The sequence below is a fragment of the Parabacteroides sp. genome, from assembly GCF_977054455.1.
This window is the reverse complement of record NZ_CDRTCT010000011.1, coordinates 54445-74614: the sequence shown is the minus strand read 5'-3', so window position 1 is coordinate 74614 and position 20170 is coordinate 54445. Positions and strand designations below refer to the sequence as shown.

Below are 20170 nucleotides of genomic sequence, written 5' to 3'. Positions count from 1 at the left end.
GGTCCTTCTAGTCATTAGCAGGTAAGGAGAAAGGTGTGTAAGAAGTTGTGAAGTCGTATAAAGATATTTCTTAAGCCTTTCTCCATATAGAGAAGGGCTTTTTTAATATATGATAATGTAAGAAAATAAACAGAGGGGCGGTTTGTGGGCCGTCCGAAAATAACAAATGATATGATGAAGAATCCGTTAAGAAGTTCATACAGTACAGAGGGCAGGCGCATGGCCGGAGCCCGTGCTTTGTGGCGTGCCAACGGCCTGAAAGAAGAGCAGTTCGGCAAACCGATTATAGCGATTGTGAATTCGTTTACCCAGTTTGTGCCCGGTCATGTCCATTTGCATGAGATCGGACAACAGGTAAAGGCGGAGATCGAAAAGTTAGGTTGTTTTGCCGCCGAGTTCAATACGATTGCGATCGACGACGGTATCGCGATGGGACATGACGGAATGCTCTATTCGCTCCCTTCACGTGATATTATTGCGGACAGTGTCGAGTATATGGTAAATGCCCACAAAGCCGATGCGATGGTCTGCATCAGCAATTGCGACAAGATCACGCCGGGGATGCTGATGGCGTCCATGCGGCTCAATATCCCGACGATCTTTGTTTCCGGCGGCCCGATGGAAGCCGGTGAACTGGATAACCGTCACTTGGATTTGATCGATGCCATGATCGAATCGGCCGACACTTCAGTCAGCGATGAACGGATCGCACAGGTGGAACGGAATGCCTGTCCGGGATGCGGTTGCTGTTCCGGTATGTTCACGGCCAACTCGATGAACTGCCTGAACGAAGCGATCGGGCTGGCTCTTCCGGGCAACGGGACGATCGTCGCTACGCACGCAAATCGTACGCAACTGTTCCGCGATGCTGCCCGGCAGATTGTAGAAAATGCCTATAAATACTATCGCGACGGTGATGAGTCGGTTCTTCCCCGTAGTATCGCCACCCGCCAGGCTTTCCTGAATGCCATGTCATTGGATATCGCGATGGGCGGTTCTACGAACACAGTCCTCCATCTGTTGGCTATTGCTCAGGAAGCGGAAGCGGACTTCACGATGGACGATATCGATATGCTTTCCCGCAAGACTCCTTGCCTTTGCAAGGTAGCTCCCAACACGCACACCTATCATGTCCAGGATGTAAACCGTGCCGGCGGCATCATGGGGATTATGAACGAATTGCTGAAAGGCGGCCTGGTAGACGGAAGTGTAAGGCGTGTGGACGGTATGACGCTTGCCGAAGCCGTTGATAAATTTGCAATCACCTCCCCGAATGTGACGGACGAGGCTGTCAGGAAATACAAGAGCGCTCCCGCCCGTCGTTTCAGTATCCGGATGGGATCGCAGGAAACCTACTATAAGGAACTGGATGCCGACCGTGCCGCCGGATGTATCCGTGACATCGAACATGCTTATTCCAAAGACGGCGGCTTGGCCGTCCTGAAAGGGAATATCGCACTGGACGGATGCGTGGTCAAGACGGCCGGTGTGGATGAAAGTATCTGGAAGTTTGCCGGCCCTGCAAAAGTATTCGATTCACAGGATGCGGCTTGCGAAGGCATCCTCGGCGGAAAAGTGGTTTCGGGTGATGTGGTTGTGATCACACACGAAGGACCGAAAGGCGGTCCGGGCATGCAGGAAATGCTTTATCCCACTTCCTATATAAAGAGCCGCCATTTAGGCAAGGAGTGTGCGCTGATTACGGACGGTCGTTTCAGCGGCGGTACTTCCGGCCTTTCCATCGGACATATCTCTCCCGAAGCGGCGGCAGGTGGAGCGATCGGTTTGGTGAAAGACGGCGATATAATCGAGATCGATATCCCCGAACGTACGATAAATGTGAAGGTCAGCGATGCTGAACTGGCAGAGCGCCGTAAAGCGGAAGAAGCCCGCGGCACGAAAGCCTTTACGCCTCCTCACCGTGAACGGGTCGTTTCGAAAGCTTTGAGAGCTTATGGCAAGATGGTTAGCTCGGCCGATAAGGGAGGAGTGAGAGTAGTAGAAGATTAAACACAAGACTAAAATAAAGAGATATGGAGAAACATAAGATAACCGGTTCGGAGGCTTTGCTGAAGTCACTGATAGCTGAAGGGGTAGATACGATCTTCGGTTATCCCGGCGGACAGGCGATCCCTATTTACGATAGTTTGTACGATTACAGGGATAAATTGAAACATGTTTTGGTGCGTCACGAACAAGGGGCGACGCATGCTGCACAGGGGTATGCCCGTGTATCCGGCAAAGTAGGGGTGACGTTGGTTACTTCAGGACCCGGCGCGACGAATACCATTACCGGCATCGCTGATGCGCTGATGGACAGTACGCCGATGGTGGTCATCGCCGGACAGGTTCCTTCTCCATTGCTCGGAACCGACGCTTTCCAGGAAGTCGATGTGATCGGCATTACGCAACCGATCACTAAATGGGCCTACCAGATCCGTAAACCGGAAGAGATTGCGTGGGCTGTTTCACGTGCTTTCTATATCGCTTCTACCGGACGTCCGGGACCTGTCGTGCTCGATTTGGCAAAGGATGCCCAAGTCGGATGGGTGGATTATGAATATAAGAAAGTGGATTTTGTCCGCAGCTACCAACCGGAACCGGATATTAACCAGGACCGGATCAGGACAGCCGCCGCATTGATCAATAAAGCGGAGAAACCTTTCTGTCTGGTCGGACAAGGTGTCCTGCTGGGAGGTGCCGAAGAAGAGTTGAAGGCGTTTCTGATGAAGAATGACATTCCTGCCGGTTCGACCGTTCTCGGCTTGTCGGCGTTGCCTTCCGATTTCCCTTTGAATAAAGGTATGCTGGGTATGCATGGTAATGTCGGGCCAAACAGGAAGACTAACGAATGCGACGTGCTGATCGCTATCGGTATGCGTTTCGACGACCGTGTCACAGGCGACTTGAAGACATACGCCAAGCAGGCGAAAGTGATCCATCTCGATATCGATAATTCGGAGATCGGGAAAAATGTACCGGTCGACGTGAAGGTGCTCGGAAACGCCAAGCATACCATCCCGATGATAACCGCCTTGCTGGATGAACGGAAGCGTCCGGAGTGGAATGCCGAGTTCGAGCCGGATGCGCAGGAAGAATATGAAAAGGTGATCGACAAGGAATTGTGTCCGGCAAGCGGGCCGCTGAAAATGGGCGAAGTCGTCCGGAAAGTGTCCGAGGCGACCGGCAACGATGCCGTCCTGGTGACGGATGTCGGACAGAACCAGATGATGGGAGTCCGCTATTTCAAATATAAACGCACTCGCAGCGTGGTTACTTCGGGCGGTCTGGGGACGATGGGCTTTGGCCTTCCGGCCGCTATGGGGGCCAAGTTCGGTGCGCCCGACCGTACGGTCTGCTTCTTTACCGGCGACGGCGGGATGCAGATGACGATCCAAGAGTTGGGAACCATCATGCAGGAAAAACTGGACGTGAAAATCATTATCCTCAATAATAATTTCTTGGGGATGGTACGCCAGTGGCAGGAGCTGTTCTTCCACGAGCGCTATTCGAATACGATCATGGAGAACCCCGATTTCGTTGCGATTGCGAAAGCATACGGTATTGCCAGCCGCGCTGTGGAAAAACGGGAGGAACTGGATGAGGCGATCGCCGAGATGTTGAACCATGACGGGGCGTATGTGCTGGTTGCCAACGTGGAAGCGTGCGGCATGGTATATCCGATGGTTCCTGCCGGAGGAAGCGTGACAAACATGATATTAGGTGATAAGTAAGGAGGTGATGCTATGACAACAAAAAAATTATATACCGTTATTATCTTTTCGGAGAATACAGTAGGTCTTCTGAACCAGATTACGATTATCTTTACGCGCCGGCAGTTGAACATCGAGACGCTTTCCGTTTCACCTTCCGCCATACAAGGCATACACAAGTTCACGATCACGACATTTGCCGATGAGGATATGATTGACAAGGTCGTGAAGCAGATCGACAAGCGGGTGGATATCCTGAAGGCTTATTACAATACGGATGAAGATCTGGTTTTCCAGGAGATCGCCCTTTATAAGTTGAGTACCGAACTGTTCATCAAGATGGGGACGGTCGAGGATCTGATCCGTAAATATAACGCCCGTATTCTCGAAATGAACGAAACGTGTGTCGTTCTCGAAAAGAGCGGGCATTATGATGAAACGCAAGCCCTCTTCAAAGAGTTGAGCGAGACGATCGGTGTCTTGCAGTTCATTCGTTCCGGTCGCGTTGCGATCACAAAAAGCCGTGTCGAACGTCTGAGCGACATGCTGGCCGAAATGGAACGCAAATTGCAGGAAAAACAAAACAGACAACAATAACGTGCGGGCGGTTCGCGAACCGCCCCGGCAAAAGCATAGAATTATGGACAAAAACAAAGTAGGAGAATTTCATTTCGTCACGGAACCGTACCTGTTGGATTTCCGTGGACGCGTGACGATCCCGATGATCGGGAACTACCTGATACATGTCGCATCCTCCCATGCCGCCGAACGCGGGTTCGGCTTCAACGATATGTCGGAACGGCATACTGCCTGGGTGCTTTCCCGCCTGGCAATCGAAATGATCGAATATCCTGCCATGTCCGAGCCCATAACTCTGTATACCTGGGTGGACGAAGTCGGCCGACTCTTTACCAGCCGTTGTTTCGAGCTGGTGGATGCTGGCGGTAAGACATTCGGCTATGCCCGCTCTATCTGGGCGGCCATCGATGTGGAAACACGCCGGCCGACCCTGCTGGATGTCGCCGGGCTGAGCGCTTATGTCACGGATCGTCCCTGCCCGATCGAGAAGCCGGGAAAGATTGCGGCAGTGGAGAATGATACGGAAGGAATCCCTTATGTCATTAAGTACAGCGATCTCGACATCAACGGCCACCTGAATAGCATCAAGTATATGGAACATCTCTTGGATCTGTTCGATCTGGACCTGTTCAAGACGAAAGATATCAAACGTTTCGAAATCGCCTACCAGTCCGAGGGCAAATATGGGATGGAGCTCATGTTGCACAAGAAGGAGGCGGATGCCGGAAAATACGATATGGCGATCTGTAACGAAGGCAAAGCGATCTGTCGTGCCGCCGTTACATGGCGTTGAACAAACAAAGAATTATTTTATTAACACACATTACATTTAATAGTAAAAGAAAATGGCAGTAATGAATTTTGGCGGTGTTGACGAGAACGTAGTAACCCGCGAAGAATTTCCGTTGGAAAAGGCAAGAGAAGTATTGAAAGATGAAGTGATCGCAGTTATCGGTTACGGCGTTCAGGGTCCTGGACAGAGCTTGAACTTGCGTGACAACGGTTTCAACGTTATCGTAGGACAGCGTCCCGGCAAGACGTATGACAAGGCCGTAGCCGACGGTTGGGTTCCGGGTGAAACATTGTTCGGTATCGAAGAAGCTTGCGAAAAAGCAACCATCATACAGGTCCTGCTTTCCGACGCCGCCCAGATCGAATGCTGGCCGCGTATCAAGAAATACCTGACTCCGGGCAAGGCGTTGTATTTCTCTCACGGCTTTGCTATCACCTACAAGGAACGTACCAATATCATCCCTCCAGCTGATGTCGACGTGATCCTGATCGCACCGAAGGGTTCCGGTACTTCTTTGCGCCGCATGTTCCTGCAAGGACGTGGCCTGAACTCCAGCTATGCAATCTTCCAGGATGCGACAGGCAAAGCTTGGGACCGTGTGATCGCTTTAGGTATCGGCGTGGGTTCCGGTTATCTGTTCGAAACGACATTCAAGAAGGAAGTTTATTCCGACCTGACCGGCGAACGTGGCACTTTGATGGGAGCTATCCAGGGCTTGCTGTTGGCCCAATACGAGACACTGCGTGAAAATGGCCACGAACCATCTGAAGCTTTTAATGAAACGGTCGAAGAACTGACGCAGTCTTTGATGCCGCTGTTTGCAGAAAATGGAATGGACTGGATGTATGCAAACTGCTCTACGACTGCACAGCGTGGCGCTTTGGACTGGATGGGCCCGTTCCACGATGCCGTCAAGCCTGTATTTGAGAAATTATATCGTGAGGTCGCCTGTGGCAACGAAGCGCAGCGTTCTATCGATACGAACAGCAAACCGGATTATCGCGAAGGCTTGGAAAAAGAACTGGCAGCATTGCGCGAAAGCGAAATGTGGCGTGCGGGTGCGGTTGTCCGCAAATTGCGCCCGGAAAATAATTGATAGGTAAAAAAGGAAAGTAGCGCTTTCTGGATAATTTTAGACACGGATATATAAGGCTATAGGGATGAAAACCATTCTTGCCTTGTATATCCGTGTTTGTTTTTTTACTACTTTTGGACGGGTTACATCTATAAACACTGATTTTAGTCAAGTGTTTATAGGCTGGAAGCGGTATTTTCGTAGCCTGAATAACTTAAATAGTTTTATATCATGAAAAGATTTCAAGTTTTAATAGCGTTTCTTTGGCTGTCGGTTAGCTTTGCAGGAGCGGTAGAGTCGAATATCCGGTTGGTGCATGGTCCTTATTTGCAGAATCTGGGGGCTGATGAAGTGACGATCGTATGGCTGTCGGATAAGCCGTCTGTCGGTTGGGTGGAGCTGGCGCCGGATGATGATACGAACTTTTATGCCGCCGAACGTCCCAAGCATTACGATGCCCGTAACGGAGTAAAGAACACATCTACGATCCATACCGTGAAGATTAAAGGGCTTAAGCCGGGCACGAACTATCGCTATCGCGTCTTCGTACAAGAAGTATTGAGCCATGTCGGACATAAGGTTATCTATGGGAACTATGCCTCCACTGACGTTTACTCCAAAAAGCCGTTGGTGTTCAAGACGAGCGATCCGGCGGATAATGCCGTCTCATTTGCGATGGTGAACGATATACATGGCAGGAATGACGTTCTGACGAACCTGGTTTCAAAATGCGATCTGGAAAAGACGGATTTCTTCCTTTTCAACGGCGATATGGTGTCGGTCTTCAATGAGGAGAATCATATCTTCGACGGTTTTATGGATACGGCGGCCAAGCTGTTCGCCTCCGAGATCCCGATGTATTATACGAGAGGCAACCATGAAACGCGCGGTGCTTTTGCAACCGAATTCCAGCGTTACTTTTCTCCGAAAGAAGGGAATATCTACTATATGTTCCGGCAAGGCCCGATCTGTTTCGTGATCCTCGATACGGGGGAGGATAAACCGGATTCCGATATCGAGTATGCCGGCATAACGGTTTATGACGAATACCGGACGGAACAGGCGGAATGGTTGCGTCAGGTATTGGATAGTAAAGAATATAAGGAAGCGCCGTTCAAGATCGTCGTTGCCCATATCCCGCCGATCGGGGGCTGGCATGGAAACCTGGAAGTGGAGAATAAATTCATGCCTTTGCTGCGCGATGCCAAGCCGGACGTGATGCTGTGCGGCCACCTCCACCGTTTCATCCATCAGGAGGCAACGGACCGGACACCGTTCCCGATTATCGTCAATTCCAATACGGCTGTCCTGAAAGCGACTGCCGATCCGAAAGAACTGAAAATACAGGTCGTGGATGTGGACGGGAAAGTACTGGATCAATTCTCCATAAGGAATAGAGCGGATGCAGTTCGATAAGTAGATCTCGGATTATGAATTGAAGTCGATCTTCTGTATTTGTCTTACGTTTTATAAGGAAATGCCGATAAAAAACTCCGAATTATATTTGGCGGTTTGGAAAAAGGCCGTATCTTTGCAGCGTTCAAACAAAAACAAGTTAAAGGACAAGATGAAACAGGAAATGCTAAACAGTCTCATTATTTCTCTAAATATTATTCTACTCTGGGAACGGGATAGGAAGTGAGACTGTGTATGCTTTGCTGGGCATTAAGATATGAAAAAGCCTTTCTCACTTCCTTGTGAGAGAGGCTTTTTTCATTTTAAGAATTAAGAATAGGTATTAATTTAAGACGATAAGAACTATGTCAGACAGATTATTTATTTTCGACACGACATTACGCGACGGTGAACAGGTGCCGGGTTGCCAGTTAAACAGTATTGAAAAGATCCAGGTCGCCAAAGCACTGGAAGAACTGGGGGTCGATGTGATAGAAGCCGGTTTCCCCGTATCGAGTCCGGGAGATTTCAATAGTGTTGTTGAAATATCAAAAGCCGTGACCTGGCCTACGATCTGTGCGCTTACCCGTGCGGTGGAAAAAGATATCGATGTGGCGGCCGAAGCCCTGAAATTTGCCAAGCGCGGACGTATCCATACCGGTATCGGAACTTCTGATTCCCATATCAAATACAAATTCAATTCCAATCGCGAGGAAATTCTGGAACGCGCCATTGCCGCTACCAAATATGCTAAGAAATATGTGGAAGACATCGAGTTCTATTGCGAGGATGCCGGACGTACGGACAACGAATATCTGGCACGTGTTGTAGAAGCTGTCATCAAGGCAGGGGCTACGGTGGTGAATATCCCCGATACGACCGGTTATTGCCTGCCGGACGAATATGGCGCGAAAATCAAGTATCTGATGGAACATGTGGACGGTATCGAAAACGCGATCCTTTCGACCCATTGCCATAATGACCTGGGGATGGCGACTGCCAACACCGTACAGGGCGTGCTGAACGGAGCCCGTCAGGTGGAGGTCACGATGAACGGTATCGGTGAACGTGCCGGAAATACGTCTTTGGAAGAAATAGCAATGATCTTCAAAAGTCACAAAGAACGCGACATTATCACCAATATCAATACGACGAAGATTTACGGTGTCAGCCGTATGGTATCCAGCCTGATGAATATGCCGATCCAGCCTAATAAGGCGATTGTCGGACGTAACGCGTTCGCCCATTCTTCCGGCATCCATCAGGACGGCGTCTTGAAGAACCGTGAAAGTTATGAAATCATCGACCCCAAAGATGTGGGAATCGACGATAACGCAATCGTACTGACCGCCCGTAGCGGACGTGCGGCATTGAAACATCGCTTACAGGTGTTAGGTGTCGAACTGTCGCAGGAAAAGCTGGACAAGGTTTATGAAGAATTCTTGAAACTGGCCGATCGCAAGAAAGATATCAACGACGACGATGTACTGATGCTTGCCGGAAAGGACCGCACGGCTATGCACCGCATCAAGTTGGAATATTTGCAGGTGACCTCCGGTGTCGGGTTGCAGTCCGTGGCCAGCGTTTGCTTGAATATCGCAGGCGAGAAGTTCGAAGCTGCCGCTTCAGGCAACGGCCCTGTCGATGCGGCTATCAAAGCGGTGAAATCCATAATCCACCGTACGATGACGATCCAGGAATTCCTGATCCAGGCGATCAACAAAGGCAGTGACGACATGGGTAAAGTGCATATGCAGGTCGAATACGAAGGAAACCGTTATTACGGTTTTGCAGCTAATACCGATATTATTGCAGCTTCTGTAGAGGCATTTATCGATGCAATTAATAAATTTGTGAAATCATAAATCTGAAATCATAAATCAAATATGAATACATTATTCGATAAAATCTGGGATTCCCACGTGGTAGCGAAAATCGAAGAGGGACCCACACAGCTTTACATCGACAGATTGTACTGTCATGAGGTGACCAGTCCGCAGGCTTTTGCCGGTATGCGCCGACGTGGTTTGAAACCGCTCCGTCCGGAACGTATCTATTGCATGCCGGACCATAACACGCCGACACACGATCAGGATAAACCGATCGAAGATCCTGTTTCGAAGAACCAAGTCGATACGTTAGCAAAGAATGCTGCCGATTTCGGTCTGACTCATTATGGGATGATGGATGAACGGAACGGCATCATCCATGTGGTAGGACCCGAACGCGGTCTGACCTTGCCGGGAATGACTATCGTTTGTGGCGACTCGCACACTTCCACGCACGGAGCGGTCGGGGCCGTTGCCTTCGGTATCGGAACCAGTGAAGTGGAGATGGTGATGGCTTCGCAGTGCATCTTGCAGGCAAAACCGAAAACCATGCGCATCCGTGTGGAAGGTAATTTGGGAAAAGGAGTGACGGCAAAGGATGTCGCTCTCTATATCATGTCGAAAGTGACGACCAGCGGCGCCACCGGCTATTTCATCGAATATGGAGGTTCGGCGATCCGCAGCCTGACGATGGAAGGCCGCCTGACCTTGTGCAACCTCTCTATCGAAATGGGGGCACGCGGAGGGATGATCGCTCCCGACGAAACAACCTTTGCTTATCTCAAGGGACGTGAAAACGCTCCGGTGGGTGAAGAATGGGAAAAGGCGGTTGCCTATTGGAAAACGCTGAAGAGCGGTGACGATGCCGTGTTTGACAAAGAGATTTTGTTTGATGCTGCCGATATCGAACCGATGGTAACGTATGGAACCAATCCGGGTATGGGAATGGGGGTCACCGGACATATCCCGACTGCCGAGGGCATGAACGAAGTGGAGAAAGCCTCTTTTATGAAATCAATGGGGTATATGGGCTTCGAACCGGGTGAATCATTGCTGGGTAAGAAGATCGACTATGTTTTCTTGGGCTCTTGTACCAATGGCCGTATCGAGGACTTCCGTGCTTTCGCTTCCATTGTAAAGGGACGGAAGAAAGCCGGTCATGTGATTGCCTGGCTGGTTCCCGGTTCCTGGATGGTAGATGCGCAGATCCGCGAAGAAGGGTTGGACAAGATATTTGAAGAAGCCGGTTTCCGGTTGCGTCAACCGGGATGTTCGGCTTGTCTGGCAATGAACGATGACAAGATCCCGGCAGGGAAATATGCCGTTTCGACAAGCAACCGTAACTTCGAAGGACGCCAGGGACCGGGCGCACGCACGATCCTCGCCGGACCGTTGGTTGCCGCCGCTGCCGCCGTAACGGGCGAGATTACCGATCCGCGGACATTCTTATGAAGAAAGGGTGTGTAACGTTACACACGGTGTCAGTGTGAAATCAAATATTTAAACGATAAAATCAAATAAAGAGATGAAACAGAAATTCAACATCATAACATCTACTTGCGTCCCCCTTCCTTTGGAGAATGTGGATACGGACCAGATCATCCCGGCTCGCTTCCTGAAAGCAACCGACAAGAAAGGTTTCGGCGAAAACCTCTTCCGGGATTGGCGGTACGACAAGCAGGGCAACAAAATCGAATCGTTTGTCTTGAACGACCCGACCTATAGCGGTCAGATACTGGTGGCAGGAAAGAACTTCGGTTCGGGTTCCAGCCGCGAGCATGCAGCTTGGGCGATTGCCGATTACGGATTCCGTGTGGTTGTCAGCAGCTTCTTTGCCGACATCCACAAAAACAACGAGCTGAATAACTTCGTCCTTCCGGTTGTCGTAAGCGAACCGTTCTTGGCCGAGCTTTTCGACTCTATCTATGCCGATCCTGCAACAGAAGTCGAAGTCAACCTGCCCGCCCAAACCATAACCAACAAGGCCACGGGTAAGAGCGAGCACTTCGACATCAACGCCTACAAAAAAGACTGTCTGGTAAACGGTCTCGATGACATCGACTACTTGCTGTCGAATAAGGCAAAGATCGAAGCGTTCGAAACATTGAGAGATAAGTATTAACAAGGGGCACAGATGACACAGATTAGGCGAAAGTAAATCTGCGTTCATCTGTCCAATCTGTGTCATCTGTGTCCCATACTAATAGAAACAAGAATTTATAATTATGCTCGAAATAATGGATACCACCCTGCGCGACGGGGAACAGACATCGGGGGTTTCTTTTGCGGCGCATGAGAAGCTGAGTATTGCACAGGCATTGCTCGACTTGGGTGTGAACCGTCTGGAGATAGCTTCAGCGCGTGTCTCGGACGGCGAGTTTGAGGCCGTGAAGCGTGTGGCTTCCTGGGCGGAACGTACCGGAAACCTGCAAAAGCTCGAAGTGCTCGGCTTTGTAGATGGCAACGTCTCGCTCGACTGGATCGAAGCAGCCGGATGCCGTGTGGTAAACCTGCTCTGCAAAGGTTCTTACAAGCATGTGACGGAACAGCTTCGTAAGACTCCCGAACAGCATTTTGCCGATATACGTTCCGTCATCAACCTGGCGACCGAACGGGGGATCGCCGTGAACGTCTATCTGGAAGATTGGTCGAACGGTATCAAGAACTCGCCTGAATATGTCTTTCAAGCAGTCGATTCGCTCCGCGACCTGCCGATCCGGCGTTTCATGCTGCCCGATACGCTCGGCATCCTGAACCCCGGCAATACCTACGAGTATTGTAAGGAAATGGTTACGCGCTATCCGGATCTGAAGTTCGATTTCCATGCCCATAACGACTACGACCTGGCGGTAGCCAATGTCTACTCCGCTGTCCGTGCCGGCATAGAAGGGCTTCATACCACGTTGAACGGATTGGGGGAGCGTGCCGGGAATGCCCCGCTAAGCAGTGTGCTTGCCGTGCTGAAAGACCAGTTGGGAGTGGAGACGACGCTCAGGGAGGAGCGGATCAATTACGCCAGCCGTCTGGTGGAAACCTTCTCCGGCGTTCATATCCCGCCCAACAAACCGATTATCGGGGAACATGTCTTTACGCAATGCGCCGGCGTCCATGCGGACGGCGACAGCAAAAACAATCTGTATTGTAATGACTTGCTACCCGAACGTTTCGGCCGTGTCCGCGAATATGCCCTCGGCAAGACTTCCGGCAAGGCGAATATCCGCAAGAACCTCGAATCGTTGGGAATCGATATCGACGAAAATTCCATGCGCAAGGTTACCGAGCGGATTATCGAACTGGGTGATAAGAAAGAAATGGTTACGACGGAAGATCTCCCGTATATCATCAGCGATGTGCTTCATCACGATACGATGGCCGACCAGCGCATCCGCATCCTGAATTATTCCCTGTCTTTGGCGCAGGGACTGAAACCGGTCGCCACCCTGAAGATAGAGATCAACGGCGAAGCCTACCAGGAGTCGGCTTCCGGCGACGGACAATACGATGCTTTCGTACGTGCCCTGCGAAAGATCTATACCGATCTGGGACGTCCTTTCCCGATGCTGACCAACTACTCCGTTTCCATACCGCCCGGCGGACGGACCGATGCCTTTGTACAGACCATCATCAGCTGGAATTATGCGGGAGTGGACTTTAAAACCCGCGGTCTCGATGCTGACCAGACAGAAGCTGCCATCAAGGCGACACTGAAGATGTTGAACAAGATAGAAGCGTGAAGATTTATGATTTATCATCGACGCATAAATCATAAATCATAAATCATAAATTATAAATCATAAATCATGAATTTTAGAATTGCTGTACTTCCCGGTGACGGGATCGGTCCTGAAATCTCTGCACAAGGTGTGGATGTGATGAGTGCCGTTTGTAAGAAATTCGGACATGAAGTCCGTTATGAGTATGCTCTTTGCGGGGCCGATGCTATCGACAAGGTGGGAGACCCTTTCCCCGAAGAAACGTACCGGATTTGTAAAGAAGCGGATGCCGTCCTCTTCTCTGCCGTAGGCGATCCGAAGTTCGACAATGATCCGACAGCCAAGGTGCGCCCTGAACAGGGATTGCTGGCTATGCGTAAGAAACTGGGGCTGTTTGCGAATATCCGGCCCGTACAAACCTTTAAGTGCCTGCTGCATAAATCACCGCTTCGTGCCGACTTGGTGGACGGTGCGGATTTCCTGTGCATCCGTGAACTGACGGGAGGCATGTATTTCGGGGAAAAATATCAGGATAACGATAAGGCGTACGATACCAATATGTACACACGTCCTGAGATCGAGCGCATCTTGAAAGTCGGTTTCGAATACGCCATGAAACGGAAGAAACATCTGACGGTGGTCGACAAGGCGAATGTCCTGGCTTCTTCGCGTCTGTGGCGCCAGATCGCTCAAGAGATGGCTCCTTCTTATCCGGAAGTTCAGACCGACTACATGTATGTCGACAATGCGGCCATGCGTATGATCCAGGAACCCAAATTCTTTGATGTCATGGTGACGGAGAATACGTTTGGTGATATCCTTACGGATGAAGGCTCTTGCATCAGCGGTTCGATGGGCTTGCTCCCTTCCGCTTCGACGGGCGAAAGCACTCCTGTATTCGAACCGATTCATGGCTCATGGCCACAGGCTAAAGGATTGAATATCGCCAACCCGTTGGCACAGATCCTTTCGGTTGCCATGCTGTTCGAGTATTTTGGTTGCAAGGCGGAAGGCGCTTTGATCCGCGAGGCAGTGAATGCTTCTCTGGACGCTAATGTCCGTACCCCTGAAATCCAGGTGGAAGGCGGTGCGAAATATGGCACGAAAGAGGTCGGTGCATGGATTGTCGATTATATAGAGAACAATTGATAATTAACAATTGACAATTGACAATTTAGCTTCTCGCTGCTCGAATCGGCTGAAAGTAATTGTCAATTGTCAATTCTCCATTGTCGGTTATCCGATTATGTATTTGCTCTTCGGCAGATAGGAGAGGGCTTTGATTACTAAATAAGAAGTAATGAAAGTACAGATTGCGATTACCGGAATTTTGATCATGGCGCTGTCGGACAGATTGTTCAACAGGTCATAAAACAGATTCAGCAACATGATATGTACAAGGTAAATCCCGTAACTCTTGATCGATATATCCGTAACCAGCTTTCCACAGGAAGAATCCGGGTTCTTGATCCGGATATTCTTGACCAACAGGAAAATACCCGTTGCCACCATTGCTACGTTGATAGTTTCGTATCCCCACGTGATTTCCAGCTGCGGGACATATTCGGCTGTCGATAACCGTTCATGGAAGCCGTACCAGGTGATGAAATAGCCCACTGCCAATAAAGCGATGCCGACCGGCAGGTTCCAGCTTTTCGGTTCCGAAGCATATGTCCGCAGGTAATAAGCCAATACCATATATCCCAGCAACCCGGAGAAATAGTATAACATCGGAGTCCCGTTCCAGAAACATTCCCCTAATATATCCGGAAATACCAGATGGATATAAGGCACGCACAGAGTAAAGGCCCATATCCCAAGATATAGCTCGATGCTCTTTCGTGAAGCTGTTTTTAACCAGGGCGAAATGATAGGAGCGAAGAGATACAGTCCCATCAGCATATAGACGTACCAGAGATGTCCCACTTGTGTCCCGAAGTTTACCGGGATTTTGAGGATATTCATGCAAGCGGTAGCAAAGTCCGCCTGCCCCCGGAAGAACTGATAGAAAGAGTAAGCGATGCACCAGAATATAAAAGGTATGACTACACGCGTGAAGCGTTTGCGGAAGAATTGTGCCGGCTCGTCTTTTACCGGGAGAAGGAAATATCCGGTCAGCATCACGAACAGAGGAACAGCTGAGCGGCAGACCGAGTTGTAAAGGTCTACCCAAAAAGCATTCTCCCCTTTTATCACGTCCCCGATCGGGCCGATATAATAAAACTCTCCGGTGTGTACCTGGATTACCATGTAGCAGGCCAGTACCCGCAGTACATCGAGCGCAAAATTGCGTTTAGTGTCTTTCTGCATAATGAGTAAGATGATTTAAGTATGTTAGAAAATATTTGTTTGTTTACTGTTGGGCGAGTTTCATCAATTCCTTGATTACCTCCTTATTATATCCCATCGATTCGGCTTTCTTGAAATCGAGGGCGGCTCGTTCTTTTTCGTATTGTGCCAGCTTGATCTTGCCTCTCAGCACATAGAGGTTGGCGGTCGGTTCGCTTTCGGTAAAGACCTTTTCTATATCCGCCATTGCCCGTGCATTCTTTCCCATCATGAAATACAAGTCTGCCCGTCCTTCGTAGAGGACCCAGTCGCGGGGCATTTCGCTGATCAGGTAGTTGAATATCCGCTCGCTTTCGTCATAGTTCCCGCGCATCTTTTCCAGGATGGCATGGCCGAGGCGCCCACGTACGGATTTCTCGTTTACTTCCAGGATCTTGTCGAAGTCCTGTTCCGCCCACATATAATTTTGTAGTTGTATATAGAGCAGTCCGCGGCAATAAAGCGCTTCCTGATGTTCCGGATCTTCTATCAAGAGCGTGTTATAATCGTTCAATGCTTTCTCGGTTTCTCCCAGTTCGGTGTAAAGGGAAGCCCGGTTTTCGAGAATGGTGATATTCTTGGTGTGGCCGCTTAGCGCGGAAGTGTAGGAGATGAGTGCGTCTTGCAGTTTCCCTTGCCGGCGTTGTATCGTTCCGAGGTTCGTGAGCAGGGCATAGTTCAGCGGGTTAGCCGATTCTTTGCGCATGGCCGCTTTCAGGCTCTCCTCTGCGGATGCCAAGTCGCCTTTATCTACGAAGTCGTAGCTTTTCTCTATTAATTCTTCGTATGATTGTGCAAAGCTGTTTCCTATAAACAGGAACAAACCTATAATAATCAAGAAAGTCCTCATTCTCTATCGTTTATATCTGTTATTTGACCGTTTGCAAAACTACATAATAAAATCGGTTCTTTATTCGAATAAAAAAACTTTATACCTTTGCTACAATTTCTAATACTTTTAGAAGGAATGCTTGTTATGTAATTAATATGAATTTCCATAAATATGAATAATTATGATAGTAGCAGCAATTGACTTTTCACATGGGTTGGAAGGTATTTTGAATTCCCTGATGACGCAAGGGGCGGCATTGGGATGGACGCTTATCAAGGCGTTTTTGGTTTTTATAGTCGGGCGTCTCCTGATTAACTTGGTGAATAAACTGATAAAACGGGTTCTGCTGAAACGTGACATCGAGCCTTCGGTAAAGACATTTGTCGGAAGTTTGGTAAATGTTGTCCTGACTATTTTATTGATTATCTCGGTTGTGGGTGCGCTGGGTGTACAAACAACTTCGTTTGCCGCTCTTCTTGCTTCCGCCGGTGTCGCTGTCGGTATGGCGTTGAGTGGGAACTTGGCGAACTTTGCGGGCGGATTGATCATTCTTTTGTTCAAGCCTTTCAAAGTCGGTGACTATGTAGAGGCGCAGGGCACAGGCGGTACGGTGAAGGAAATCCAGATTTTCCACACGATCCTGGCGACGCCCGACAATAAGATGGTGTATATCCCGAACGGCTCGCTCAGCAGCGGAGCGGTTACGAACTTCAGCCGGCAGGCTACCCGCCGCGTGGATTGGACGTTCGGTGTCGATTATGGCGAGGATTATGATAAGGTAAAGGCGGTGATCGAAACGATCCTTGCCCGTGACTCCCGCATTCTGGTTGATCCGGCTCCTTTCATCGCCTTGCATGCGTTGGCCGACAGCAGTGTGAATATTGTTGTCCGTGTATGGGTGGAAAGTCCGAATTATTGGGATGTTTATTTCGGCATCAATCAGGCGGTTTATGCAACATTCAATGAAAAAGGCATCAACTTCCCGTTCCCGCAACTCACTGTACATCGGGCTGATAACTGATTTGTCCTGAAAAGAAAAGGGTTCGTTCAATAATCGGCAGGTTTTGTAAGGAGTCCTTTTGAAGGATAGAACTTTGAGCAAAAAGATTTATCTTTGTCAATCATTATAACAATTGACAAGAAAGATATAAGTATAAGATATTAAGAACTTTATTTCATTACTTTAGTATTATTATTTGATTATAAGAGAAAATGATTCCCGGCTCGTCACTTCGGTGGCGGGCCTTTTTTATTATGGCACGGATAATGGCGTTTTTGTACATTATGCCCGGATGTAAGTATCTTTTATAGTTGATTATAATTTTGTGAAACTGAACTTTTCTATCTTTGCCCTTGTTAAAGGATTGAATAATTAAACATTTTGCATATGAATAAAAAATTTACACTTTTGGCTGCGGCCTTGATGACGGTAGGAACTTTTACTGCGGCAAGTGCGGCAGATGGTGTTCCGAGTGAAGATTGGACTGCCGGTAATTATTATTACTTAGTCAATGGAGATAATTATCTGTCTTTGGACGGAAATAAAGCTGATTCGGTAGTAGTGAAAGAAATCACTTCGTTTGAGAAAGTAGATAAAGCTGCTCGTGATTCCGCTCTTTGGGAAATTACGGGAATAACAGAAACAGCTGGAACGGTTTATCAATTTAAGAATAAAAAGACAAATGCTGTTTTATCTTTTGCTGCATCTCAAGAAGCTAAACCTGTTTTAGCTTCAGGTATCAATAAATGGAAGTTTACTGATGGAGGAAGTTTAAGTGCCTCTATAGACGGTGGTAAAACAATGACATTGGCTTTAGGAGCTGACGGTATTGTTTTTACTGGAGGAACAGAACTGAAGTTGACTGTAACTAAGCCTGACACAATGACAATGACCCCGCAGGATCTTGGTGATGGTTTCAGTACTTTTCAGTTGACATTCGGAGATCAATATGAAGGAAATATCTTTACAGGTGAAGACTTGATTGCTAATTCTGTTGGAGATAAAGGTTTTATGACTTTACAAGTAAAAGGAAATGAAGCATATCCGAATGGAGTTAAGAAGTTTTTAGGTGTTGATACACTTAAAACAACAATTAATAATCAAGAGAACGTATTTGGTGCAGGATTTGCTTTGGATTCAACACGTAAAGTTTTGCGTCCGAATGAACGTTGTCAACAATTTAAGTTTGTTGTCAATTTACAGAATGATTCTTTGGCAATGTTTGTTGCTGGAGCTCCTGACGTAAATGGAGATTTGGAACTTGTGGACGATACGGTTCGCGTGGTTTATGCTCAAACAGGTAGTACTAAGGTCTTAACGGTTTCTGAATTTAATGCGGATGCTCAGCCTTTGCAAGGTAAACTGCCTTTAATTAAAGTTTCAAAGGGAACTCCCGTTACAATCCCGACCGGTACAGGCGTTTACTTCTTGCAGAAGGTAAGTGAAGGTGCTGATAATGGCAAATATTACGTGACTAAAAATACCTTTATGGGAGGCGACAGTGTTCCTTCTGTTAATTTGGCAAGAGGTCAATGGTATATTAAAGAAAATAACGGTAAATATTCTGTTGTCGACCGTCAATCAAATTCTGAGATGATCTTAAATCAGGAAGTATTTGCTGTGCAAGGAAAAGAAAACACATATTTGTTTGGTGCTGATTCTGTGAAAGTTTCTTGGCAGGCTGTCAATTTGGACGACAAATATTTAGGTTCTCTCTACTTCACAGAAGACGAATTGAATGCTAACGGTTATGTACTGAACTTGGTTTCTGGGACAACAGGAGTAAGTAACATTTATGCTTATACTACCGATTCTATCTTGAAAGGTAAAGCCGGTGATGCCAAAGACGCAGCAATCTTTAAGTTGGTGGCGGATAAGGTAGAGCCAGTTGGTGGTGCGAAGAGTTTGTTGGACACCTTGTTTGTTACTTCATATAAGTTAAGAGCCATGTTTAACAAAGATATGCTCGCTAAACAAACGGATAGTCTGAAGTTCTCTGATGTTGGAACTGCTGAATCTTTTAGATTTATTTCTGACGCTACTGCTGAAAAGTATGCTATGTTGACTGCTGATAATCATTATGTAGGTATGAATGTCAATACCTCTTGTGTACAGTTGTCTGATAAAGCAGCTTATGTAAACCTTGAAGCGGTTGACGCACCCGAATATGCTTCATTTGCAAGTGCTCACAAGCGTTTGGCCTATAACAACAATGCTTTAGTGATGAATCCGCTGAACTTCTTTGCTGAAATGAAAGATGAAGGCAATCCGATTACAAAGGCAAATTACGAAGCTGATAACTTTAGCTTGTGGGTTGAACAAGACACAGTCATCGCTGGTAAACAATTGTATTTTATTTCTTCTGGCGTTGTGAATGGTGGTAAAGCAGAAGCAAACATTCGCTATTACTTAGCAGCTAAAGATACAACAAGAACAGGTATTGATGCTACTACTTATGCAATGTTCATCTCTCATGATTCAATCAAGACAATGAAGAACAGTCCTGCTCTCTTCGCATTCAAGACTGCGGAAGAAGGCGGTTATTATCTGGAAAATCAGAGTCAGTTGAAGGTTACGGATGGCAAGCCTTATGTCGGTGTTGTGAACGGCTTCGCCGTAATGCAGGCTACTCCGAGTGCCGCATTCGAAGTACAGACCGCTTCCGCTCCGACAGCCAACGAGGAAATGAATGTTTCTGAGATCAAGGTGATCAGCAATGACGGACAGGTGATCGTGACGAATGCCTCCGGCAGAATGATTACATTGTCTAATATCTTAGGACAGACAATCGGTGTTCGCCGGGCAAGCTCTGAATACTTCTCAATGCCTGCTACATCCGGCATCGTATTGGTAACAGTCGAAGGTGATACTACCTACAAAGTGATTGTGAAATAAGAGTTTATAACTCGTGAA

At 48.1% G+C, this 20170-nt stretch carries 15 protein-coding genes; 13 read left to right on the top strand and 2 right to left on the bottom strand.

The features are described from left to right. The first annotated feature begins 174 nt into the window (after positions 1–174). From ilvD to leuB, 11 genes are all read left to right on the top strand, one after another. A complete protein-coding gene (ilvD, locus tag ACW6QF_RS07175; RefSeq protein WP_456087332.1) occupies positions 175–2010 on the top strand; it encodes a dihydroxy-acid dehydratase in 1836 nt (611 codons plus the stop codon). A gap of 23 nt (positions 2011–2033) precedes the next feature. Further along, positions 2034–3734: a biosynthetic-type acetolactate synthase large subunit gene (gene ilvB / locus ACW6QF_RS07170; RefSeq protein ID WP_298549859.1), complete on the top strand. Its 1701-nt coding sequence runs from the start codon at positions 2034–2036 to the stop codon at positions 3732–3734. 12 nt (positions 3735–3746) lie between these two features. Beyond that, a complete protein-coding gene (gene ilvN, locus ACW6QF_RS07165) occupies positions 3747–4310 on the top strand; it encodes an acetolactate synthase small subunit (protein ID WP_298549860.1) in 564 nt (187 codons plus the stop codon). Between the two features lie 43 nt (positions 4311–4353). Further along, complete coding sequence (locus ACW6QF_RS07160; RefSeq protein ID WP_456087299.1) at positions 4354–5085, top strand: acyl-[acyl-carrier-protein] thioesterase; 732 nt, start codon at positions 4354–4356, stop codon at positions 5083–5085. A 52-nt stretch (positions 5086–5137) separates the two neighbouring features. Next, the gene (gene ilvC, locus ACW6QF_RS07155) at positions 5138–6181 is read left to right on the top strand and encodes a ketol-acid reductoisomerase (RefSeq protein ID WP_008149840.1); all 1044 of its coding nucleotides are present in this window, start codon (positions 5138–5140) and stop codon (positions 6179–6181) included. Positions 6182–6391: 210 nt separating this feature from the next. Then, complete coding sequence (locus ACW6QF_RS07150) at positions 6392–7576, top strand: metallophosphoesterase (protein ID WP_456087298.1); 1185 nt, start codon at positions 6392–6394, stop codon at positions 7574–7576. A 344-nt stretch (positions 7577–7920) separates the two neighbouring features. Further along, positions 7921–9420, top strand: coding sequence for a 2-isopropylmalate synthase (locus ACW6QF_RS07145; RefSeq protein ID WP_298549863.1), 1500 nt, complete (start codon positions 7921–7923; stop codon positions 9418–9420). A 21-nt stretch (positions 9421–9441) separates the two neighbouring features. Continuing rightward, positions 9442–10836: a 3-isopropylmalate dehydratase large subunit gene (leuC, locus tag ACW6QF_RS07140; RefSeq protein ID WP_456087297.1), complete on the top strand. Its 1395-nt coding sequence runs from the start codon at positions 9442–9444 to the stop codon at positions 10834–10836. A gap of 73 nt (positions 10837–10909) precedes the next feature. Continuing rightward, positions 10910–11506 (top strand): 3-isopropylmalate dehydratase small subunit, encoded by a 597-nt coding sequence (leuD, locus tag ACW6QF_RS07135; protein WP_298549865.1) that lies wholly within the window; start codon positions 10910–10912, stop codon positions 11504–11506. A gap of 103 nt (positions 11507–11609) precedes the next feature. After that, a complete protein-coding gene (locus tag ACW6QF_RS07130) occupies positions 11610–13118 on the top strand; it encodes an alpha-isopropylmalate synthase regulatory domain-containing protein (RefSeq protein ID WP_456087296.1) in 1509 nt (502 codons plus the stop codon). A 66-nt stretch (positions 13119–13184) separates the two neighbouring features. Then, positions 13185–14246, top strand: coding sequence for a 3-isopropylmalate dehydrogenase (leuB, locus tag ACW6QF_RS07125; protein WP_456087295.1), 1062 nt, complete (start codon positions 13185–13187; stop codon positions 14244–14246). 87 nt (positions 14247–14333) lie between these two features. Here leuB and ACW6QF_RS07120 read toward each other — a convergent pair whose 3' ends face one another. Together ACW6QF_RS07120 and ACW6QF_RS07115 are read right to left on the bottom strand one after the other, a co-directional pair. After that, positions 14334–15407 (bottom strand): acyltransferase, encoded by a 1074-nt coding sequence (locus ACW6QF_RS07120; protein ID WP_456087294.1) that lies wholly within the window; start codon positions 15405–15407, stop codon positions 14334–14336. A 43-nt stretch (positions 15408–15450) separates the two neighbouring features. After that, a complete protein-coding gene (locus ACW6QF_RS07115; RefSeq protein ID WP_298549869.1) occupies positions 15451–16275 on the bottom strand; it encodes a tetratricopeptide repeat protein in 825 nt (274 codons plus the stop codon). Positions 16276–16495: 220 nt separating this feature from the next. Between ACW6QF_RS07115 and ACW6QF_RS07110 the strand changes: the two genes are divergently transcribed. Both ACW6QF_RS07110 and ACW6QF_RS07105 read left to right on the top strand, forming a co-directional pair. After that, the gene (locus tag ACW6QF_RS07110) at positions 16496–17278 is read left to right on the top strand and encodes a mechanosensitive ion channel family protein (RefSeq protein WP_456087331.1); all 783 of its coding nucleotides are present in this window, start codon (positions 16496–16498) and stop codon (positions 17276–17278) included. Between the two features lie 366 nt (positions 17279–17644). Further along, a complete protein-coding gene (locus ACW6QF_RS07105) occupies positions 17645–20152 on the top strand; it encodes a DUF6383 domain-containing protein (protein ID WP_456087293.1) in 2508 nt (835 codons plus the stop codon). The last annotated feature ends 18 nt before the right edge of the window (positions 20153–20170 follow it).

What these genes read in the sequence shown, in the direction of transcription:
- ilvD (WP_456087332.1), top strand. Translation starts at nt 175, where the DNA reads ATGAAGAATCCGTTAAGAAGTTCATACAGTACAGAGGGCAGGCGCATG.
- ilvB (WP_298549859.1), top strand. Translation starts at nt 2,034, where the DNA reads ATGGAGAAACATAAGATAACCGGTTCGGAGGCTTTGCTGAAGTCACTG.
- ilvN (WP_298549860.1), top strand. Translation starts at nt 3,747, where the DNA reads ATGACAACAAAAAAATTATATACCGTTATTATCTTTTCGGAGAATACA.
- ACW6QF_RS07160 (WP_456087299.1), top strand. Translation starts at nt 4,354, where the DNA reads ATGGACAAAAACAAAGTAGGAGAATTTCATTTCGTCACGGAACCGTAC.
- ilvC (WP_008149840.1), top strand. Translation starts at nt 5,138, where the DNA reads ATGGCAGTAATGAATTTTGGCGGTGTTGACGAGAACGTAGTAACCCGC.
- ACW6QF_RS07150 (WP_456087298.1), top strand. Translation starts at nt 6,392, where the DNA reads ATGAAAAGATTTCAAGTTTTAATAGCGTTTCTTTGGCTGTCGGTTAGC.
- ACW6QF_RS07145 (WP_298549863.1), top strand. Translation starts at nt 7,921, where the DNA reads ATGTCAGACAGATTATTTATTTTCGACACGACATTACGCGACGGTGAA.
- leuC (WP_456087297.1), top strand. Translation starts at nt 9,442, where the DNA reads ATGAATACATTATTCGATAAAATCTGGGATTCCCACGTGGTAGCGAAA.
- leuD (WP_298549865.1), top strand. Translation starts at nt 10,910, where the DNA reads ATGAAACAGAAATTCAACATCATAACATCTACTTGCGTCCCCCTTCCT.
- ACW6QF_RS07130 (WP_456087296.1), top strand. Translation starts at nt 11,610, where the DNA reads ATGCTCGAAATAATGGATACCACCCTGCGCGACGGGGAACAGACATCG.
- leuB (WP_456087295.1), top strand. Translation starts at nt 13,185, where the DNA reads ATGAATTTTAGAATTGCTGTACTTCCCGGTGACGGGATCGGTCCTGAA.
- ACW6QF_RS07120 (WP_456087294.1), bottom strand. Translation starts at nt 15,407, where the DNA reads ATGCAGAAAGACACTAAACGCAATTTTGCGCTCGATGTACTGCGGGTA.
- ACW6QF_RS07115 (WP_298549869.1), bottom strand. Translation starts at nt 16,275, where the DNA reads ATGAGGACTTTCTTGATTATTATAGGTTTGTTCCTGTTTATAGGAAAC.
- ACW6QF_RS07110 (WP_456087331.1), top strand. Translation starts at nt 16,496, where the DNA reads ATGACGCAAGGGGCGGCATTGGGATGGACGCTTATCAAGGCGTTTTTG.
- ACW6QF_RS07105 (WP_456087293.1), top strand. Translation starts at nt 17,645, where the DNA reads ATGAATAAAAAATTTACACTTTTGGCTGCGGCCTTGATGACGGTAGGA.